This is a genomic window from Burkholderia sp. MSMB1835 (genome assembly GCF_001526365.1).
Lineage (GTDB): Bacteria > Pseudomonadota > Gammaproteobacteria > Burkholderiales > Burkholderiaceae > Burkholderia.
The window spans coordinates 86090-105504 of the sequence record NZ_LOYP01000049.1 but is presented as its reverse complement, the minus strand read 5'-3'; the positions used below and the strand labels follow the sequence as shown (position 1 = coordinate 105504).

At 68.3% G+C, this 19415-nt stretch carries 17 protein-coding genes; 10 read left to right on the top strand and 7 right to left on the bottom strand.

The genetic code is table 11. The features are described 5' to 3' along the window. Positions 1 to 30 precede the first annotated feature (30 nt). From WS96_RS22395 to argE, 3 genes are read left to right on the top strand one after another with little or no spacing between them, the layout of a single operon-like run. Positions 31 to 480 carry a RidA family protein gene (locus WS96_RS22395; protein ID WP_059835466.1) on the top strand — a complete coding sequence of 150 codons (450 nt, stop codon included), beginning with the start codon at positions 31 to 33 and terminating at the stop codon, positions 478 to 480. Then, a complete protein-coding gene (locus WS96_RS22390) occupies positions 477 to 1154 on the top strand; it encodes a DUF1028 domain-containing protein (RefSeq protein WP_059835464.1) in 678 nt (225 codons plus the stop codon). The genes WS96_RS22395 and WS96_RS22390 overlap by 4 nt, the downstream gene beginning before the upstream one ends. Continuing rightward, on the top strand, positions 1147 to 2310 hold the full coding sequence (argE, locus tag WS96_RS22385; RefSeq protein ID WP_059835462.1) for an acetylornithine deacetylase: 1164 nt from the start codon (positions 1147 to 1149) through the stop codon (positions 2308 to 2310). Before WS96_RS22390 ends, argE begins: the two co-directional genes overlap by 8 nt. Positions 2311 to 2371: 61 nt before the next feature. On the opposite strand, the gene WS96_RS22380 is transcribed toward argE, so the two are convergent. Next, a complete protein-coding gene (locus WS96_RS22380; protein WP_059835460.1) occupies positions 2372 to 3313 on the bottom strand; it encodes a LysR substrate-binding domain-containing protein in 942 nt (313 codons plus the stop codon). A 383-nt stretch (positions 3314 to 3696) separates the two neighbouring features. Between WS96_RS22380 and WS96_RS22375 the strand changes: the two genes are divergently transcribed. Further along, the gene (locus WS96_RS22375; protein ID WP_059835458.1) at positions 3697 to 5118 is read left to right on the top strand and encodes a purine-cytosine permease family protein; all 1422 of its coding nucleotides are present in this window, start codon (positions 3697 to 3699) and stop codon (positions 5116 to 5118) included. Positions 5119 to 5214: 96 nt separating this feature from the next. Here WS96_RS22375 and WS96_RS22370 read toward each other — a convergent pair whose 3' ends face one another. From WS96_RS22370 to WS96_RS22350, 5 genes are all read right to left on the bottom strand, one after another. Next, a complete protein-coding gene (locus WS96_RS22370; protein ID WP_059835456.1) occupies positions 5215 to 7494 on the bottom strand; it encodes an FdhF/YdeP family oxidoreductase in 2280 nt (759 codons plus the stop codon). A gap of 123 nt (positions 7495 to 7617) precedes the next feature. Beyond that, complete coding sequence (locus WS96_RS22365) at positions 7618 to 10485, bottom strand: ATP-dependent Clp protease ATP-binding subunit (RefSeq protein ID WP_059835454.1); 2868 nt, start codon at positions 10483 to 10485, stop codon at positions 7618 to 7620. Between the two features lie 629 nt (positions 10486 to 11114). Beyond that, positions 11115 to 11384, bottom strand: a complete 270-nt coding sequence (locus tag WS96_RS22360; RefSeq protein ID WP_059835452.1) for a hypothetical protein — start codon at positions 11382 to 11384, stop codon at positions 11115 to 11117. A gap of 104 nt (positions 11385 to 11488) precedes the next feature. Further along, positions 11489 to 12304 (bottom strand): family 1 encapsulin nanocompartment shell protein, encoded by an 816-nt coding sequence (locus tag WS96_RS22355; RefSeq protein WP_059835450.1) that lies wholly within the window; start codon positions 12302 to 12304, stop codon positions 11489 to 11491. After that, entirely contained in the window at positions 12297 to 13346 is a 1050-nt protein-coding gene (locus WS96_RS22350) for a Dyp-type peroxidase (protein ID WP_059835449.1), read from the bottom strand. Before WS96_RS22350 ends, WS96_RS22355 begins: the two co-directional genes overlap by 8 nt. Before the next feature lie 441 nt (positions 13347 to 13787). Between WS96_RS22350 and WS96_RS22345 the strand changes: the two genes are divergently transcribed. The 6 genes from WS96_RS22345 (at position 13788) to WS96_RS22320 (ending at position 19048) form a co-directional block, all read left to right on the top strand. Next, complete coding sequence (locus WS96_RS22345; protein ID WP_059835447.1) at positions 13788 to 14165, top strand: LysR family transcriptional regulator; 378 nt, start codon at positions 13788 to 13790, stop codon at positions 14163 to 14165. Further along, complete coding sequence (locus WS96_RS22340) at positions 14162 to 14614, top strand: phosphate-starvation-inducible protein PsiE (protein WP_059785167.1); 453 nt, start codon at positions 14162 to 14164, stop codon at positions 14612 to 14614. The genes WS96_RS22345 and WS96_RS22340 overlap by 4 nt, the downstream gene beginning before the upstream one ends. An 84-nt stretch (positions 14615 to 14698) precedes the next feature. Next, positions 14699 to 15154, top strand: a complete 456-nt coding sequence (locus tag WS96_RS22335; protein ID WP_059835444.1) for a DUF1269 domain-containing protein — start codon at positions 14699 to 14701, stop codon at positions 15152 to 15154. 34 nt (positions 15155 to 15188) lie between these two features. Next, complete coding sequence (locus tag WS96_RS22330; protein ID WP_059835443.1) at positions 15189 to 15437, top strand: hypothetical protein; 249 nt, start codon at positions 15189 to 15191, stop codon at positions 15435 to 15437. Positions 15438 to 15809: 372 nt separating this feature from the next. Next, positions 15810 to 17234, top strand: a complete 1425-nt coding sequence (locus WS96_RS22325; RefSeq protein ID WP_059835441.1) for an aminotransferase-like domain-containing protein — start codon at positions 15810 to 15812, stop codon at positions 17232 to 17234. 284 nt (positions 17235 to 17518) lie between these two features. Then, complete coding sequence (locus tag WS96_RS22320; RefSeq protein WP_059835439.1) at positions 17519 to 19048, top strand: FAD-dependent oxidoreductase; 1530 nt, start codon at positions 17519 to 17521, stop codon at positions 19046 to 19048. Positions 19049 to 19167: 119 nt separating this feature from the next. Here the strand turns inward: WS96_RS22320 and WS96_RS22315 are convergent, their stop codons facing one another. Further along, positions 19168 to 19386, bottom strand: a complete 219-nt coding sequence (locus WS96_RS22315) for a DUF6566 family protein (protein WP_059835437.1) — start codon at positions 19384 to 19386, stop codon at positions 19168 to 19170. Between the last annotated feature and the right edge of the window lie 29 nt (positions 19387 to 19415).

Here is a 19415-nt window from a genome sequence, read left to right as displayed (position 1 = left end):
GGCGACCCCACCGACACTCGAAGGACCTCGATGAGCCAGCCTACCCATACGCGTATCCGGATGTTCAACACGAAGGATACCTATCCGAACCAGACGCTCGACAACGACCTGTGCCAGGCCGTGCGGGCCGGCAACACCGTCTACGTGCGCGGCCAGGTCGGCACCGATTTCGACGGCAACCTGATCGGCCTCGGCGACGCGCGCGCGCAGGCCGAGCAGGCGATGAAGAACGTCAAGCAGTTGCTCGAGGAAGCCGGCAGCGACATCACGCATGTCGTGAAGACGACGACCTACCTGATCGATCCGCGTTATCGCGAACCCGTGTACCGGGAAGTCGGCAAGTGGCTGAAAGGCGTCTATCCGATCTCGACGGGGCTCGTCGTCTCCGCGCTCGGCCAGCCGCAGTGGTTGATGGAGATCGACGTGATCGCGGTGATTCCCGACAACTGGCAGCCGAGCCGCGCACAGGAGGCGACATGACTTTCTCCATCGTCGGGCGCTGCCCGGAGACGGGCCAGCTCGGGATCGCGATCAGCTCGTCGAGCATCGCGGTGGGCGCGCGCTGCCCGTGGGTGCGCGCGGGCGTCGGCGCCGTCGCGACGCAGAACATCACGCTGCCGGCGCTCGGACCTCAGATTCTCGACCTGATCGAACACGACCTGCTCGCGCCTGCCGCGGCGCTCGACCGCGCGTTGAGCGCGAACGGCTGGAGCCAGTACAGGCAGGTCACGGCGATCGACGGGCAGGGGCAGACGGCATGCTTCACCGGCAAGGAGGCGCTCGGCATGCATCGCGCGGTGCAGGGCGAACAATGCGTGGCGGCCGGCAACCTGCTCGCCGCGCCGGCCGTGATCGACGCGATGGTGCGGGCCTTCGAGCAGGCGTCCGGCTTGCTCGCCGACAGGCTGCTGGCCGCGATGCACGCGGCCATGGCGGCCGGCGGCGAGGCCGGCCCGGTGCATTCGGCCGCGTTGAAGGTGGCCGGCGACGTGACCTGGCCGATCGTCGACCTGCGCGTCGACTGGGCCGACGCCGATCCGATCGGGCAGCTCGATGCGCTGTGGCGCGCGTATCGACCGCAGATGCAGGACTACCAGACGCGCGCGCTGAACCCGACCGCCGCGCCGAGCTACGGAGTGCCGGGCGATGAGTGATCCGTCGAGCCGCGCGTTGCTCGAACGGCTGATCGGCTTCGCGACGGTCAGCCGCGATTCGAATCTCGAGATGATCGGCTTCATCCACGACTATCTCGCCGGGTGGGGTGTGCAGAGCGAACTGTTCTACAACGCGGAACGCACGAAGGCGAGCCTGTATGCGACGATCGGCCCGCGCGATCGCGGTGGCGTCGCGCTGTCGGGGCACACCGACGTGGTGCCGGTCGACGGGCAGGCGTGGACGGTCGAGCCGTTCCGGCTGACCGAGCGCGACGGCCGGCTGTACGGCCGCGGCACGGCCGACATGAAGGGCTTCATCGCGTCGGTGCTCGCGGCCGTTCCGGCGTTCGTCGCGCGGCCGCTGAGCCTGCCGGTGCATCTCGCGTTCTCGTATGACGAGGAAGTCGGCTGTCTCGGTGTGCGGCCGATGCTTGAACGACTCGCCGCGCGCGAACATCGTCCGCGGATGTGCCTGATCGGCGAGCCGACCGAACTGAAGCCGGTGCTCGGTCACAAGGGCAAGCTCGCGATGCGCTGCCACGTGAAGGGCGCCGCGTGTCACTCGGCTTACGCGCCGTCGGGCGTTAACGCGATCGACTATGCGGCGAAGCTGATCGGCCGGCTCGGCGAGATCGGCGCGGCGCTCGCGCGGCCGGAACGGCACGACGGCCGCTTCGATCCGCCGTTCTCGACCGTGCAGACGGGGCTGATCAAGGGCGGCCGCGCGCTGAACATCGTGCCGGCCGAATGCGAATTCGATTTCGAGGTGCGTGCGCTGCCGGATTTCGATGCGCACGACGTGCCGAGAACGCTGCAGGACTATGCGGAATCCGAACTGTTGCCGAGGATGCGCGCGGTGCAGCCCGATACCGACATCCGGCTGCAGTCGCTCGGCGCATATCCGGGGCTGGCGACCGCGCCGGACAGCGAGGCCGCGCGCCTGCTCGCGCTGCTGAGCGGGTCCGACGCGTTCGGCACGGTGGCGTTCGGCACCGAGGGCGGGCTGTTCGGGCAGGCCGGCATTCCGACCGTGGTGTGCGGGCCGGGCAGCATGGATCAGGGGCACAAGCCCGACGAGTTCGTCACGCTCGAGCAACTGCATGGATGCGACGCGATGCTGGGCCGTCTGGTCGCGTATCTCTCGTCCGCCGCCTGAACGGGCGGCCGGGCGCGCGTGATCGTCCTCGTCCCGTTCCCGATCGTCGACCTTGCCGCCGCTATCGAGCCGATGGCGGCGATTGCCCCGATTGCGCGACGATCTGCGCGAGCCGCTCGCGGCAGAAATCGACGAACGACTGCGCCTGTTTCGTGAGCTGACCGCGCTTCAGCCGTGCGCTCACGAGCCCGGACGGGCTGACCGTTTCGCTGAGGCCGATCGTCACGACGCGCTGACCGTCGTACGTATATTCGGAATGCGGGCGCGTGACGAGCAGCGAGAAACCGAAGCCGCGGCCGACCATCCCGCGCACCATCTCGATCGACGGCGAACCGAACACGATGTTCGGCGTGAGCCCGAGCTCGTGAAACAGGCTGACGAAATACGTGCGGCTCGGCTGCACGTCGAGCAGGATCATCGGCTCGACGCACAGGTCGCGCAGCGACACGTGCGTCTGGCCCGCGAACCGGTGGTGCTCCGGCAGCAGCACGTACGGCTGCTGCGGCGGCATCAGCGGCTCGGTTTCGATCGTGCCGTCGAGATCGTGGTCGTACATCAGCGCGAGATCGAACGTGCCGGACGTCAGCCCCTGCACGAGTTCCTGTTGGTCGCCGTCGCGCAGCCGGATGTTCACGCCCGGGTAGCGCTCGCGAAAACCCGCGATCAGTTGCGGCAGATAGAGTGGCGCGACCGTCTCGAAGCAGCCGATGTCGATCTGCCCGGTGATCACGTCGTTGTCGGCGAGCGCGTTCTGTTCGAACTCGTGCGCGATGCGCAGCAGTTCCTGCGCTTTCCGGTAGAAGCGCGTGCCGCTCGGCGTCAGCGACACGCCCTGCGCGTGGTGGCGAATGAACAGCTTCACGCCGAAGCTCTCTTCGAGCCCCTTGATCGCGCTGGAAATCGACGGCTGCGCGATGAAGAGCTGACGCGATGCCTCGGCGACGCTGCCGGATTCGACCGTCGTGACGAAGTATTTCAGTTGCCGCAAAGTGTAGTGAGCCACAAGCACCCCTGATGCCCGGCCCCGGCGTGCCGCCGTGGGCGCATGCTGTTGGATTCGCGTAGCACCTTACCTGAAGTCGTTCGGCGCCGAAATTTCCGCTGCAGAGCTTTTTCGTATGTCGCGGAAATATTTTTAGTATTTTCCGGTCCCGATGCGCATGGCGCACCATCGTCTCCAGCCTGGATCGCGACGAGGCCGCGTGGGTGCCGGCAGGACACGTCATCCGTCCCCGCCTGGCGGCGCACGCGACGCTTCGTTCGGCGCCGCCGCGTGCATGCAGCGCGGCGGCGCTCGCGTATCCGGACCGATTGCCGGCGCGCCCCCCGACGCGCGCCGGCGCACACGGCACGCGCGCATCGCCGCGCAGGACTGGAGACATCACCATGACGAACGCGGAACGCAATGCGTCCCCGATGATAGAAAAGCACACGATCGGCTATGTGCCGCCCGCGGAACGCCACGGCAAGGTGCGCGACCTGTTCACGCTCTGGTTCGGCGGCAACATCGCGCCGCTGCCGATCGTGACCGGCGCGCTCGGCGTGCAGATGTTCCACCTGAACCTGATGTGGGGCATCGTCGCGATCGTCGTCGGCCAGGCGGTCGGCGGCGTGCTGATGGCGCTGCATTCGGCGCAGGGGCCGCAGATGGGGATTCCGCAGATGATCCAGAGCCGCGCGCAGTTCGGCTCGTGGGGCGCGCTGCTCGTCACGGTGATCGCGGCCGTGATGTACGTCGGCTTTTTCGCGTCGAACATCGTGCTCGCGGGCAAGTCGGTGCACGGCATCGCGTCGTCGGTGCCGGTCCCCGTCGGCATCGTGATCGGCGCGGTGGGCTCCGGGCTGATCGGGATCGTCGGCTACCGGTTCATCCACATCCTGAACCGGATCGGCACATGGGTGCTCGGCATCGGCATCGCCGTCGGCTTCTGGATGATCCTGTCGCACGTGAGCACCGCCGATTTCCTGACGCGCGGCGGCTTCGACTTCGCGGGCTGGCTCGCGACGGTATCGCTGTCGGCGCTGTGGCAGATCGCGTTCGCGCCGTACGTGTCGGACTATTCGCGCTATCTGCCGGAAAACGTCGGCGTCGCGTCGACGTTCTGGGCAACCTATCTCGGCTGCACGATCGGCTCGACGCTCGCGTTCGTCTTCGGCGCGGTCGCGGTGCTCGCGGTGCCGGCCGGCGCGGACACGATGGATGCGGTCAAGCAGGCGACCGGCCCGCTCGGCCCGTTGATGCTGGTGCTGTTCCTGCTGAGCGTGATCAGCCACAACGCGCTGAACCTGTACGGCGCGGTGCTCGCGGTGATCACGTCGGTACAGACGTTCGCATACAGATGGATTCCGACCGCGAAGACGCGCGCGGTGGTGTCGGTCGCGATCTTCGTCGCCTGCTGCTATGCGGCGATCGGTGCGTCGACGAACTTCGTCGGCAACCTCGTCGATCTGGTGCTCGCGCTGCTGGTCGTGCTGGTGCCGTGGACGGCGATCAACCTGATCGACTTCTACGTGATCCACAAGGGCAAGTACGACATCCAGTCGATCTTCATGGCGGACGGCGGGATCTACGGCCGCTTCAATCCGCAGGCGCTGCTCGCGTATGCGATCGGCATCGTCGTGCAGATTCCGTTCATGAACACGCCGATGTACGCCGGCCCGATTCCCGCCCATCTGGGCGGCGCGGACCTGTCGTGGCTCGTGGGCCTGCTGCTGACGTCGCCGCTGTACTACTGGCTCGCGACGCGCGACAGCGCGTATCGGCGCCGGCAGACGGGCGCGACGATGCCGCCGACGGCCGCACGATGAAGAAGGGGCCGCCGCGTCGCTCGCGCCGCGGCGGCGAGCGGTGGCGGGAGTCGGGCAGGCACGCGGCGGGTTACGTGGCGCGCGCCTGCCGCGGCATCACACGACCGCCGAGCGCGTAACGCGCACCGGTACCGACTTGTACGACGGCGTGCCGCTTTCCTTGTCGATGTAGTCGAGCGGCACGAGCACGTTCGCTTCCGGGTAGTACGCCCCGACCGAGCCCGGCGCGATGTCGTACTCGATCGCGGTGATCTTCTCGAGGCGCAGCGTACGGCCCGACGCGGCGACCGTCTCGATGTCGACGAGGTCGCCGTGTTCGAGCCCGTACTTCTCGAGATCGGCCGCGTTCATGAACAGCACGTCGCGCCGACCGAACACGCCGCGATAGCGATCGTCGAGCCCGTAGATCGTCGTGTTGTACTGGTCGTGGCTGCGCAGCGTGATCAGGCGCAGCACCTGTTCGGCGCCGAGCACGTCCGCGTCCTCCTTCACGCCCTTGTAGACCGAGAACATCGCCTTGCCGGTCGGCGTCGGCCACACGCGCTCGGTGGGCGGCAGCGGCAGGCGGAAGCCGCCCGGCGTGCGAATGCGCTCGTTGAACGCCTCGAAGCCGGATACCGTCTTGTCGATCAGGTCGCGGATGCGATCGTAGTCGGCGATCAGGTCGAGCCATGCGACCTTGCTGTTCGGCAGCGTCGCGTGTGCGATGCCGGCCACGATCGCGGGCTCCGAGCGCAACTGGTCCGATGCGGGCTTGAGCTTGCCGGCCGACGCATGGACCATCGACATCGAATCCTCGACGGTGATCGACTGCCGGCCGGTGGCCTGCATGTCGAGCTCGGTGCGGCCGAGCACCGGCAGGATGAAGGTTTCCTTGCCGACCAGCAGGTGCGAACGGTTGAGCTTCGTGCCGAGATGCACGCTCAGGTCGAGCTTCGCCATCGCCGGGAACGACTGTTCCGGATCGGGCAGCGCGACCGCGAAGTTGCCGCCGAGGCACAGCAGCGCCTTCGCGGTGCCGTCGATCATCGCCTGCATCGCCTGCACCGCGTCGTGCCCGTGCTGCGCGGGCGGCGTGAAGCCGCACACGTCCTCGATCTTCTTCAGGAATTCGGCCGACGGCTTCTCGGTGATGCCGACCGTGCGGTTGCCCTGCACGTTCGAATGACCGCGCAGCGGGCACACGCCGGCGCCGGGCTTGCCGATGTTGCCGCGCATCAGCAGCAGGTCGGCGATCAGGCGCACGGTGGCCGTGCCCTTGTTGTGCTGCGTGACGCCCATCCCGTACGTGACGATCGTCGCGTTCGACTTCGCGTACGCGAGCGCGACCTGTTCGAGTTGCGCCTGGCTCAGGCCGCTCGCGCGTTCGATGTCGTCCCACGACGTGGCTTCGAGATCGGCCGAGAACGCCTCGAAGCCGCTGGTGTGCTGCGCGATGAAGTCGCGGTCGAGCACGTTGCCTTGCTCGGCCTCGAGCCGCAGCAGCGCCTTCATGATGCCCTTCAGCGCGGCCGCGTCGCCGCCCGCATCGACCTGGTAGTACGTCGACGCGATTCGCGTCGAGCCGAACGACGCCATCTCGATCATGTCCTGCGGATCGGCGAAGCGTTCGAGCGCGCGTTCGCGCAGCGGGTTGAACACGATGATCGGCACGTTGCGGCGCGCGCACTCGTGCAGCGTGCCCATCATTCGCGGATGGTTCGTGCCGGGGTTGTGGCCGATCGAGATGATCAGCTCGCAGTGGTCGAAATCCTCCAGCGACACGGTGCCCTTGCCGATGCCGATCGATTGCGGCAGGCCGACGCTGGTCGGCTCGTGGCACATGTTCGAGCAGTCGGGGAAGTTGTTGGTGCCGAGCTCGCGCGCGAACAGCTGGTACAGGTATGCGGCTTCGTTCGACGCGCGGCCCGACGTGTAGAACTCGACCTGCTCGGGCGGCAGCGCGCGCAGCACTTCGCCGATGCGCGCGAATGCGTCGTCCCATTCGATCGCGCGGAACGTGTCGGTCGCGCGGTCGTAGACGAGCGGATGGGTGAGCCGGCCCATGTTCTCCAGTTCGTAGTCCGACATGCGCAGCAGCGACGACACGGTGTTCGCCGCGAAGAACTCGGGCGTCACGCGCTTGGTCGTCGCTTCCCACGTGACGGCCTTCGCGCCGTTCTCGCAGAACTGGAACGTCGACTTGTGCTCCTTGTCGGGCCACGCGCAGCCGGGGCAGTCGAAGCCGTCGGGCTGGTTGGTCCGCATCAGCACGATCGGCGCCTCGATGGTTTCCATCTGCGTGCGCACCGCATCGGCTGTCGCGCGAAGCGCGCCCCAACCGCCGGCGGGCCCATCGTATTTCCTGATGCCTGGCACTTCGCGTCGATTTGTCATGTGAATCTCCAATAGCCGGGCCCGGTGCGGGCGGCTCGGTTGCGCCGTGTCGCGGCGTGGGGCGGCTCCGTCCGGCGGACGGAGCCGGTCATGCGTGCCCCGGGTGGCGGGGCATGCGTTTTCCTAGCGGGCGTCCTTCTTCGCGCCGGACGACTTCTTGCCGGGCTTCGCCGTGGGCGGCGGGGCGTCGGCGGGCGTGTCGTCCGGCTTCGCGTCGCCGGTTGCGTTGGCAGCCTTGCCGGCCTTGCCGTTCGCTTCAGGCTTGCCGTCGGCGTCCGGCTTCGCGTCCTTCGTGCCTTTCGCTGCCTTGGTGTCCTTCGCTTCGGGCGCGGCGAGCTTGTTGAACTTCACTTCGTCGCTGCCCTCGTCGTAGTCGACTTCGCACCGGTCGCCCGACTTCAGCCGGTCGGCGAGGATCTCTTTCGCGAGTCGCGTCTCGATGGTCTGCCGGATCTGGCGCTTCAGCTCGCGTGCGCCGAACTCCGGCTGGTAGCCGGCTTCGGTCAGGTGTGCGACGAGCGCGTCGCCCATCACGAGCGTGATGTCTTGAGCGGCGGCCGTGCGCACCACGCGGTCGAGCTGGATCTGCACGATCGCGCGGATGTCGTCCTTCGACAGCGCGTGGAAGACGATCACCTCGTCGATCCGGTTCAGGAACTCGGGCCGGAAATGCCCCTTCAGCACCTGCATGAGTTCGTCGCGGATCGCCTTGTCGGTCTTGCGCGCGGCTTCCGGCTGCGTGAGGTTGTCCATGATGATCGCCGCGCCGAGGTTGCTGGTCGCGATGATGATCGTGTTGCTGAAATCGACCACGCGGCCCTTGCCGTCGGTCAGGCGGCCGTCGTCGAACACCTGCAGCAGCACGTTGTAGACGTCCGGGTGCGCCTTCTCGATCTCGTCGAGCAGGATCACGCTGTACGGGCGGCGCCGCACGCGCTCGGTGAGCTGGCCGCCTTCGTCGTAGCCGACGTAGCCGGGCGGCGCGCCGATCAGCCGCGCGACCGCGTGCCGCTCCATGTATTCCGACATGTCGATGCGGATGATCGCCTGCTCGTCGCCGAACACGGTCTCGGCCAGCGCCTTCGCGAGCTCGGTCTTGCCGACGCCCGTCGGCCCGAGGAACAGGAACGTCGCGATCGGCCGGTGCGTCTGGCCGAGGCCCGCGCGCGACAGCCGCACGGCATCGCTGACGGCGACCACCGCATCGCTCTGGCCGACCACGCGCTCGCGCAACTGCTCTTCCATCTTCAGCAGCTTCTGGCGTTCTTCCTGCGTGAGTTCGGACACGGGGATGCCGGTCAGTCGCGACACGACCTCGGCCACCGATTCGACGGTCACTTCGAGCGTCTCCGAGCCGGTCTTGCGCTGCCACGCCTCCATCTTCTCGTCGACGGCCTTCTGCTTCGCGTTGATCTGCTCTTCGAACTGTTTCGCTTCGTCGAAGCGCTTGCGCGAGGTCGCATAGTCCTGCTCGCGCTTCAGTTGCGCGATCTGCGCTTCGCCTTCCTGAATGTCGACCGGACGCGACGTCGCGCCGATCCGCACGCGCGCGGCGGCCTGGTCGATCAGGTCGATTGCCTTGTCGGGCAGGAAGCGCGACGTGATGTAGCGGTCGGCGAACTCGGCGGCCGCGACGAACGCGTCGTCGGCGAACGTCACCTGGTGATGCGCCTCGAGGCTGTCGCGCAGCCCGCGCAGGATCACGATCGTTTGCTCGACGCTCGGCTCCGGCACGAACACGGGCTGGAAGCGGCGTTCGAGCGCGGCGTCCTTCTCGATGTACTTCTGGTATTCGTTGAGCGTCGTCGCGCCGATCAGGCTCAGCTCGCCGCGCGCGAGCGCGGGCTTCAGCACGTTCGCGATGTCGAGGCCGCCTTCGCCGCCGCCCTGGCCCGCGCCGACGATCGTATGCAGCTCGTCGATGAACAGGATCAGTTCGTCCTGCTTCGCCGTCACTTCGTCGATCAGCTGTTTCGCGCGTTCCTCGAATTCGCCGCGATACTTCGCGCCGGCCACCATCGAGTTGATGTTGACTTCGACGAGCCGCTTGTCGCGCAGCACTTCGGGCACGTCGCCGTTGACGATCCGCTGCGCGAGCCCTTCGACGATCGCGGTCTTGCCGACACCCGGCTCGCCGATCAGCACCGGATTGTTCTTCTTGCGGCGCGCGAGCACCTCGATCGTGCTTTCGATTTCCTGCGCGCGGCCGAGCACCGGATCGAGCTTGCCCTGGCGCGCGATCGCGGTGAGGTCGCGGCCGAACTTGTCGAGGTTCGGCGTGCCGGTCGGCGCGTCGACGCGGCCGTCCTCGGCGCCCTTGCCGACCACCTTCACGACCTTCTGGCGCAGCGCCTCGGGCGTCACGCCGTATTTCTTCAGCAGCGTGCCGGCGACGCTGTCCGGCACCGATGCGAGCCCGATCAGCAGGTGCTCGGGGCCGATGTACGAGTGGCCGAGATCGCGCGACGCCTGGAACGCGTATTGGACGGCCTTCTTCACGCGCGGCGAGATCGACAGCTTGTCGAGCGGCGCATCGGGCGCGGCCGTGCCGGTGTGCGCGTGTTCGTCGATGTACGACCGGATGTCTTGCGGCGACAGCTTCAATTCCTTCAGCAGCGCGGCGCAGACGTCGGTGTCGGCGAGCGCGTACAACAGGTGCTCGGAATCGAGCTCGCTGCGGCGCAGCTCGTGCGCCTTCTCGGCCGCGCGCTGCAGCAGTTCGAGCGTCTGTTCGCTGAATGCGTCGGTCGGGTCGACCGATTCGCGCGGGATCTCGGCGGCGAGCGGCGATTCGTCGCCGAGGCCGCCGAACAACGACGACGGTCCGCCGCCGCCCAACAGCGCATCGAACGGATTCAGCATGCTCTGATGCCGCATCAGCTGGCGGAAGTGGTAATCGCAGATCGAGATCGTCTTGCGCTCGCCGTCCTGCATCACGGTTGCGCGCGCGACGGCCGGCCGGGCGTGACAGATATCGCAAAGTGCGGGCATGGTGGTCTGGCTCCTGTCGGTGAAGGTGGGGCGAAGGGTGAAGCCCGATGCGGTGCGGCGCTCACGCGCGCCGACCGCAGGCACGGCACGCACCGCGGCGGCGCGCGGGCCGCACCCGTGCGATCGCGCAGCGCGCGCCGGCGTGGCGCACGGTCGCGGTCCGGGCGGAAAGCGCGCGTGCCGAGAGGAGCCCACGGCATCGCTTCGACTGCGTTCAAAATAGCGAATCGGCGCGGGCCCTCCAAGACACAGTTCCATGCCGGACCGGCCGTGAATTGCACCCTCACATCGGCGCGCGATTCGGCGGCAAGGAGTACAGACGGGCGCGCGCACGGCGGCGCGGGCCGCCGGCGGTGGAAGGGGGCGGGAAAGCGGTAAAGGGCGGCGGGCGAACGGCGCGGTGCGACATGGGCGCGCAGGGCGCCGGCAGCCGGCAAACGGGGAGCGAAAGGCGGAGAAAAGCGGGGAGTGAAGCGGCGAGCGAACCTGAGTGCGACACGCAGCGCGGGCGCGAACCGGCTACGCCCGGCCCCGCGCGCACCGCAGCCGGTGCGCGCCGTGGGGCCGGCGCAGGCGAGCGCGGGGTGCACGGTACGCGCCGGACATCGCGCAACCGCCGTGAACCGCGATCAGTCCGACAGTGTCATCGCGAGCCGTTGCCGTGCGATCTGCTTCACGTCGGCCGACAGCGCCGCATTCGGCAGACCATTGGCCCAGACGGAGAACGAATCCTCGATCAGGTTGCGCGTGTCGGGCGGCAGCTCGGCCAGCATCAGCGACACGACGGTAAACAGCACGGCGGTATCGCCGGCCTGGCTGCCCGCGTTGGCATCGACCTTCTGCTGCAGGGTGGCGACGGACGCTTGCAGCGCCTGTAATGCGTCATTCGATTCGCTCATGACATCCTCCATCCAAGATGGGCTGGATCGGCGACGAACCTGCGGCCGGCAGCGCGGCCGTCGCGCGCGACGCCTGGGCGGGCATCGCGCGCCGGCAACCGCGCTCAGGCGGCCGCGTGGTCCTGCGGCGCCACGGCCACCGATGCCTCGCTCGTCAGCATCAGGAACGTGAACGTTTCGCGCAGGTACAGGCGGACGCCCCTGTCGGTGTGGCTCGTGTAGCCGATCGACACGTCTTCCCCGAGGTGCAGCTCGTAATCGCCGCCGCGCGTGGACAGCACGCAGCCGCCGCTGATCGCCGGCGCCCAGATGATCTCGCCGCTGACGATGCGTTTGATATGGCCGAGGACCGGATAGCCCTGGTCGCGCGCTTCGCTGAGCGCGGTGTACGCGTCCGACCCGAGCACGACCGAGTACGGGCCGTCGACGCCGGCGAGGCGCAGCGCCTCCAGCGCGTCGCTGATCGCGTCCGGGTACGCGCTCACGTCCGCCGGCAGCGTGAGCCGGCGGTTCGACGTGCCTTCGCGGATGCCGACGATGCCGGCCGCGCGGTAGCCGTCGAAAATCGCGTTGTCTTCGGCGAACGCGAGCCGCTGCGCGGCTTCCTTCGCCGGCTGCCAGTCGGCGTCGCGCGCGCCGCGCTCGACGCTGTCGATCGCGTCGCGGCTCAACTCGAACGGCACCGTCAGCTCGACGATCGTGCGCACCTCGCGCAGCCGCGCGTTCACGTGCTCGCGCGGCGCGGCGACGTCGAGCAGGTGCCCGGTGCCGACGGCCGACAGCTCGGGCCCCGCGGGGCCGTCGACGTCGACGACGCGGCGGCCGGCCACCGAGCGTTTGAAGGTGCGCGCCACTTCCTCCTCGATTTGTTCCCAGGCGGCGGACGAGATCGGGGCGAGTTCGCGGTGCAGGTTATTCATAGGTCGGGATTCCTTTCAGCGAGCCGATGTTCAGCGAGCCGTCGCGCTGCGGCGCGGACGGCGCGGATTCCGGTTGGGTGGCGCCGGCGGCCGGCGCCGCGCGATCGGCGAGCGCCTCGAGCAGGTCGGCCGACGGCACGAAGAACAGCGAGCCGGTGACCGCGCGGCTGTAGTCGAGCAGGCGGTCGTAGTTGCCGGGCGGGCGGCCGACGAACATGTTCTCGAGCATCTGCTCGATCGGCGCCGGCGAGCGCGCATAGCCGATGAAATAGGTGCCGAATTCGCCGGCGCCCGGGCGCCCGAACGGCATGTTGTCGCGCAGGATCTTCACTTCCCGGCCGCCTTCGTCGAGCGTGGTCAGCGAGCTGTGCGAGCACGACGGCTTCACGTCCGGCGCGAGCTCGATGTCGGACAGCTTGGTGCGGCCGATGATGCGCTCCTGCGTCTCGACCGCGAGCGCGTTCCAGCCGGCCATGTCGTGCAGGTACTTCTGCACGAGCACGTAGCTGCCGCCCGCGAATTCGGCATCCTCGTCGCCGATCACCGTGAAGTCGACCGCCGCGCGGCCTTCCGGGTTCTCGGTGCCGTCGACGAAGCCGATCATCGCGCGCTGGTCGAAATTGCGGAAGCCGTGCACTTCGTCGACGACCGTGACCGCGTCGCCGAGCGCGCCGAGCAGTTGCGTCGCGAGCTCGAAGCACAGGTCCATCGCTTCGGCGCGGATGTGCAGCAGGATGTCGCCGGGCGTCGCGACCGCGACGCGCTGGCCGGCGCCGAATTCGCGGAACGGATGCAGCGACGCCGGACGCGGCTCGCCGAACAGCGCATCCCATGCATCGGAGCCGAAGCCGCATACGCACGTGAGGTTGCCGCCCGGTACGCGCTTGCCGACCGAGCGCACGAGCGCGGCGATGTCGCCGCACCACGAACGGATCGTGTCGGCGTGATCGGCGCCGGGATTGATCGTCGCCACGAGAAAGATCGCGCTGCGCGTGATCGTGCTGTGAACGGCCTGGGAGATCGGGAGAGGGGGCGTCTGCATCGCGGCCTGCCGGTCAGTCGGGTCGGGACGGACGGGCCGCGGCAGCCGCGGCGCGCGAAGGCGAACGGTTGAACTGTGTCATGCGACGGTTCTCTGTGCTCTGTGTGACATGCGGATGAAGGACGTTGCGCGGGCATCGCGCAACGGGCCGCAGCGGCGGCGGCCGCCCCCCGGCGCGAAGGGAAGGCGGACGGTGGCGCCGCGCGTTCGCCCGGCGCGTGAACTGCCGCACCGCGTAACGTCGTCGAGCATGCAATCTAGCAGCTTCGGCGGGTCTTTGGAACACGTATCGACGATCTGTCATTCGAATGGATCAAACCGGGCCGGGTTTTGTGCGGCGGCGGCGCAGCTGTACTCCTGACGCCCGCGGCGCTGTGCTCTTGAGCGTGCGTGTCGCGTGCAGTAGATTAGGTTCCGCTCCGCCCGACGACGGCCATCATGATGAACCTTTTGGAAGCGATGCGTATTTTCGGTGCAATCGTCGAGCACGGCGGGCTGCACGGCGCGGCGTCCGATCTGAAGCTCGACGTCGCGCAGGTCGATGCGCGGCTCGATGGCCTCGAACGCTATCTCGGCTGCCGGTTGCTGCTGGACCGCGCGGGCGACGACGTCGTGTGCACCGATGCCGGCGTCGCGTTTTACGCGTGTTGCCGGCGGACGCTGTCCGCGGTCGCGCAGGCGACCGGCGCGAGCGGAGCCGATGCGTGCGCAACGGTTTCCGGTCCGCCCGTCGCGGGCTTTCCGTTACCCGACACTACCCGCCGCGGCGATGCGGCATCGATCGCACCCTCTACGACACTGCACCGGTCAACGCGTTGAATACGTCCACTGCATCCGCCGATACGACCGCCGAGCGCATTCGTCGCCGCTTCGGTCATTTCCTGCACGCGGCCGAGCTGGCCGGGCTGGTCGTGATCGGGCTGGCGACCGCGTTCGCGATGACGCAGGAAGCGTGGAAGGTCGTGCTCGCGGGCGAAGTGTCGCTGACCGACCTGCTGTTGATGTTCCTGTATCTGGAAGTGCTCGCGATGGACCTGCGCTATCTGCGGCTCGGCCGGCTGCCGGTGCGGTTTCCGCTGTTCATCGCGATGACGTCGCTCGCGCGCGACCTGATCCTGCGCGGCGCGACCGACAGTCCCGAGCGGATGCTGATGACGACCTTCGGAATCGTGCTGCTCGCGGTGGGCGTGCTGATCCTGAGTTTCGGGCAGCACCGCTTTCCGGCGGACGTCGACGATGTCGAGGACGACTTGCATGCCCGCAAGTAACGCGCGGGCGGCATGCGGAGCGAACCCCGGCACGCCGCGCGAGGTGCGGCGGCCCTACCTTCATCCCACCACACGAGGTGTCGCATGACCAGGCAATTGATCGTCGCCGTGTTCGGCGGCGTCGACACGGCTCGGCAGGCCGCGAACGATTTCGACGCGCTGTCGGAGAAGAACGAAGGATTCCACATCGAGAACGGCGTCGTCGTCGAGAAGGACGCGAACGGCAAGCTCGCGGTGCTCGACGCCGAATCGCGGCCGTTCAAGGGCGGCGTGATCGGCGCGATCGCGGGCGGGTTGCTCGGCCTGCTCGCCGGGCCGCTCGGCATGGCGACCGGCATGGCGGCCGGCGCGGGCGCCGGCATGCTCGCGCACGCGGCCGGCAATGCGCTGCTCGACGGTGCGTTCGTCGAGACGGTCGCGGCGCGGCTCGTGCCCGGCAGCGTCGCGGTCATTCTCGAAGCGAAGGAGGACACGCCGTTCTCGGTCGACAACGTCGTGACGGGATTCGGCGGCAAGGTCTTTCGCCAGGCGCTCGATTGAGCGCGTTCCTTTCGAACCGATTCGGGGGCATGGCATGCGTATCGATCAATCGTACCGGCGCTTCGACATCGCGGCGACGCTGTCGCCGCTGCCCGGCAACCGCGCGATCGCGGTCGTCGACGTGACGACCGACGATCCGGACCGCATCGCCAATCTCGGCACCGGCCAGTTCCTGCAGATCCGCAAGTGGATCGAGTCGAACGACGTCGCGCTGCTGACGGCGGTGTTCGACGAGTGCAAGGTCGCGATCGACCACTACGCGGACAACGTCGACGACGCGTGAGCGCGAGCGAGCCCGCGCGTGGCCGGGCCTCGCATTACCGCCGGCGCCTTCGGCACCCGCGGTACTTCATGACATGACGTGCGCGGCGAACGGCCGCGGCGCGGCCGCGCCGTCGCGTTCGCATCTGTTCACCACGCCGGCCGGATTTGAGTTTTCCTCGCCAAACTGTCACTTACATTCGCCGAAATGACGCAGTAGGATGCCGAACCTTGTCTTGATGAGATTCGCATTGCTATCCGCCTTCAATTTCGGTAACGGACGAGGTCCGCACCGGGACACCCGCGCCCGGCGACGGCTATCCGGCTTCATGCGTCGGCGTGGCCGTACCGCTCGTGCGGGGCAGGCCGGTTCATCGCTGGCGGGGCGAGGCGGATGAAGCTCTACGAGAAATTTGCAAACGACGTAGAGCGACTCATTCGGCAAGGGGTATATCGACACGGCGATCGTGTGCCGTCGGTGCGGCAGGCGAGCCAGCAGCACCGGATCAGCATCACGACCGTGCTGCACGCGTATCTGCTGCTGGAGAGCCGCGGGCTGCTCGAAAGCCGGCCGCAGTCGGGCTATTTCGTGAACCTGCGGCGCGACGACAGCCATGCGCCGGTTCGCGAGCTGCGACCGTCGAAGCCGATCGCGATCTCGTCGTCGGTCGACGTGAGCCGGCTCGTGCTGTCGACGCTGCGCTCGATCGGCACGGACGACGCGGTGCCGCTCGGCTCGCCGTATCCGGACCCGAGCCCGTTTCCGTTCGAGAAGCTGAATCGCTACGCGTACGCGGCCGGCCGCGACAAATCGCTGTGGGGCGTGACCGACGGGTTGCCGCCGGGCCACCCGCGGCTGATCCGGCAGATCGCGCGCCGCTACCTGGAAAACGGGATGTCGGTGGATCCGAACGAGATCATCGTGACGGTCGGCGCGACGGAGGCGATCAACCTGTGCCTGCAGGCGGTCGCGAAGCCGGGCGACACGATCGCGGTGGAGTCGCCGACGTTCTACGCGATGCTGCACGCGATCGAGCGGATGGGGATGAAGGCGATCGAAGTGGCCACGCATCCGGAATACGGGATCGACATCGCGGCGCTGGCCGCGATCGCGAAGTCGCAGCCGATCGCCGCGTGCATGGTGATGCCGAACTTCCAGAACCCGCTGGGCTTCCAGATGCCGGACGAGCGCAAGCGCGAACTGGTTGAGTTCGCAACCAAAGCCGGGATGCCGATCATCGAGAACGGCGTGTACAACGAACTGTATTTCGGCGACACGCATCCGAGTTCGCTGAAGTCGTACGACCGTAGCGGGATCGTGCTGCATTGCTCGTCGTTCTCGAAGAGCCTGACGGCCGCATACCGGATCGGCTGGGCGCTGCCGGGGCGCTATCGCGAACAGGTCGAAAAACTCAAATTCCTGAATACGCTCGCGACGCCGTCGTTGCCGCAGCTCGCGATCGCGGAGTTTCTCGAGCGAGACGGCTACGAGCATCACCTGCGGCGCTTGCGCAAGGCGTATGCGCAGCAAGCGAACCTGATGCGCGCGATGGTGTCGCGGTTCTTTCCGGAGGGCACGCGCATGTCGAGCCCGGCGGGCGGCTACGTGTTGTGGGTCGAGCTGCCCGCGCAGGTCGATGCGATGCGGTTGTACCAGCTCGCGCTGGAGCAGGGGATCACGATCGGGCCGGGCTACATGTTCTCGATCGCGGACAGCTACCGGAATTTCATCCGGCTGAACTACAGCAGCCCCTGGTCGCCGGAGATCGAGCACGCGGTCGTCGTCGTCGGCAAGCTCGCCGCAGCCTGCGTCGGCTGAACGTACCGCCGCGTGGTGCGCCGTCATCGCGGCCGGTACGGCTGCGCGCCGGTGCTCGGAGAGCGGGCGCGCGTCGGCACGCGGCTTGCGATGGCCCACACGGCGGCGGCCGCTCGCGGAGCGGCCGCCGTGTTGCGCCGCAACGTCGATCGCGTGCTACGCCGGTCATGGATCGGGTCCAGGCTACAGTCGGTGTTTGCGTGCGCTGCGGGGCGTCTGTGCCTGTTCTTTCCAGGACGGATGTCGATAATGGAATCGTTACCTGACTTTCCGGGAGCCACGTCATGACTGGAAGCGATGCTGCGTCCTCACCCGATCTCACGCAAGGGATCGCCGTCGACGATCTCGCCGACGGCGCGATGATCGAGGGCCATGTCGGCGACGCGGCGGTGCTGCTCGTGCGCCGCGCCGACGAACTGTTCGCGGTGGGCGCGCAATGCCCGCACTACGGCGGCCCGCTGGCCCAGGGCCTGCTGGTCGGCGACACGATTCGCTGCCCGTGGCATCACGCGGCGTTCTGCCTGCGCACCGGCGAGATGGAGCGCGCGCCGGCGCTCGACGGGCTGCCGTGCTGGCGCGTCGAGCGGCGCGACGGCCGCGCCGTCGTACTCGATGCGCGGCCGGCCGCCGTACCGGCTGCACCGAAGGCAGCCGGGCTGCCCGCGTCGGTCGTGATCGTCGGCGGCGGCGCCGCTGCGATCGCGGCCGCGGTGACGCTGCGGCAGGAAGGCTATCCGCATTCGATCACGCTGCTGAGCGCCGATGCCGATCCGCCGTACGACCGGCCGAACCTGTCGAAGGATTACCTCGCGGGCACCGCGCAGGCCGACTGGCTGCCGCTGCGTGCGCCGTCGTTCTATGCGGAGCAGCGGATCGACGTGCGCTGCAACACGCGGGTCGTGCGCATCGATCCCGCGCAGCGGGCGGTCGAGCTGGCCGACGGCGGCCGTGTCGAATACGGTGCGCTGCTGCTCGCTACCGGCACCGAGCCGAACCGATTGAACGTGCCCGGCGCCGATCTGCCGCACGTTTGCCTGCTGCGCTCGCGCGCCGATTGCGATGCGCTGATCGGCAAGCTGGAAACGGCGCGCCGTTGCGTGGTGGTCGGCGCGAGCTTCATCGGGCTCGAAGCGGCCGCCGCGCTGCGCACGCGCGGGCTCGACGTGCACGTCGTCGCGCCGGATGCGCATCCGATGGGCCGCGTGCTCGGCGATGCGCTCGGCGACACGATCAAGGCGTTGCACGAGGCGCACGGCGTCGTGTTTCATCTCGGCGCGACGCCCGCGCGGATCGGGCCGGACAGCGTGACGCTGTCGAACGGCGACGTGCTGCCGGCCGACGTCGTGGTGGTCGGCATCGGCGTGCATCCGAACGTCGGGCTCGCGCAGGACGCGGGGCTCGCCGTCGAACGCGGCGTGACGGTCGACCGCTTCCTTCGGACGAGCGCGCCCGACATCTACGCGGCCGGCGACATCGCGCGCTGGCCCGATCCGCTGACGGGCGAGCGGATTCGCGTCGAGCACTGGGTCGTCGCCGAGCGGCAGGGCGGCATCGCGGCGCGCAACATGCTCGGCCAGCAGCGGCCGTTCGACGCGGCGCCGTTTTTCTGGAGTCAGCAGTACGACCTGACGATCCGCTATGTCGGCCATGCGGAGCAATGGGATCGCGTGGAGATCGACGGCGACCTCGGCGCGCACGATTGCTCGATCGGTTACTGGCGCGGCAACACGCGGCTCGCGGTCGTGACGATCGGCCGCGATCTCGACAACCTGAAGGCCGAAGCGGCGCTCGAGCGGCAGATGGCCGCCGCGTGACGGCGGCATGACGGCACCGGCCTGACCGTTGATGGAGGCGCGACGAACCCCGACGTCCGTGCATGTTTCGAAACCGGGTCCGCGCCGCGCATCGCGACGCGCGGATGTTCCGGGCGTCGTTACCGGTCGCGCGTCCTGATCATCACGCGCCCCTGGTCGATGCCGCCGCGCAGTGCTTTGTCGCACGTGAGCCATTCGGGCGTGACGAGTTCGGGCGCGGGCAGATCGACCGGCGCGCCGTCGCGGAAGATCCGCACCTGCGCGACCCACGCGCCGTTCGCGTTGCGCGTCGCGTCGACGCGAATTTCGTGATCCATGAAAGTGTCGGTGGCTTGCATCGGTCGGGGCCCTCCGTCGTGCGCGAACG

Coding starts and splice junctions, on each gene's coding strand:
- WS96_RS22395 (WP_059835466.1), top strand. CDS start 31: ATGAGCCAGCCTACCCATACGCGTATCCGGATGTTCAACACGAAGGAT.
- WS96_RS22390 (WP_059835464.1), top strand. CDS start 477: ATGACTTTCTCCATCGTCGGGCGCTGCCCGGAGACGGGCCAGCTCGGG.
- argE (WP_059835462.1), top strand. CDS start 1,147: ATGAGTGATCCGTCGAGCCGCGCGTTGCTCGAACGGCTGATCGGCTTC.
- WS96_RS22375 (WP_059835458.1), top strand. CDS start 3,697: ATGACGAACGCGGAACGCAATGCGTCCCCGATGATAGAAAAGCACACG.
- WS96_RS22370 (WP_059835456.1), bottom strand. CDS start 7,494: ATGACAAATCGACGCGAAGTGCCAGGCATCAGGAAATACGATGGGCCC.
- WS96_RS22365 (WP_059835454.1), bottom strand. CDS start 10,485: ATGCCCGCACTTTGCGATATCTGTCACGCCCGGCCGGCCGTCGCGCGC.
- WS96_RS22360 (WP_059835452.1), bottom strand. CDS start 11,384: ATGAGCGAATCGAATGACGCATTACAGGCGCTGCAAGCGTCCGTCGCC.
- WS96_RS22355 (WP_059835450.1), bottom strand. CDS start 12,304: ATGAATAACCTGCACCGCGAACTCGCCCCGATCTCGTCCGCCGCCTGG.
- WS96_RS22350 (WP_059835449.1), bottom strand. CDS start 13,346: ATGCAGACGCCCCCTCTCCCGATCTCCCAGGCCGTTCACAGCACGATC.
- WS96_RS22345 (WP_059835447.1), top strand. CDS start 13,788: ATGAACCTTTTGGAAGCGATGCGTATTTTCGGTGCAATCGTCGAGCAC.
- WS96_RS22335 (WP_059835444.1), top strand. CDS start 14,699: ATGACCAGGCAATTGATCGTCGCCGTGTTCGGCGGCGTCGACACGGCT.
- WS96_RS22330 (WP_059835443.1), top strand. CDS start 15,189: ATGCGTATCGATCAATCGTACCGGCGCTTCGACATCGCGGCGACGCTG.
- WS96_RS22325 (WP_059835441.1), top strand. CDS start 15,810: ATGAAGCTCTACGAGAAATTTGCAAACGACGTAGAGCGACTCATTCGG.
- WS96_RS22320 (WP_059835439.1), top strand. CDS start 17,519: ATGACTGGAAGCGATGCTGCGTCCTCACCCGATCTCACGCAAGGGATC.
- WS96_RS22315 (WP_059835437.1), bottom strand. CDS start 19,386: ATGCAAGCCACCGACACTTTCATGGATCACGAAATTCGCGTCGACGCG.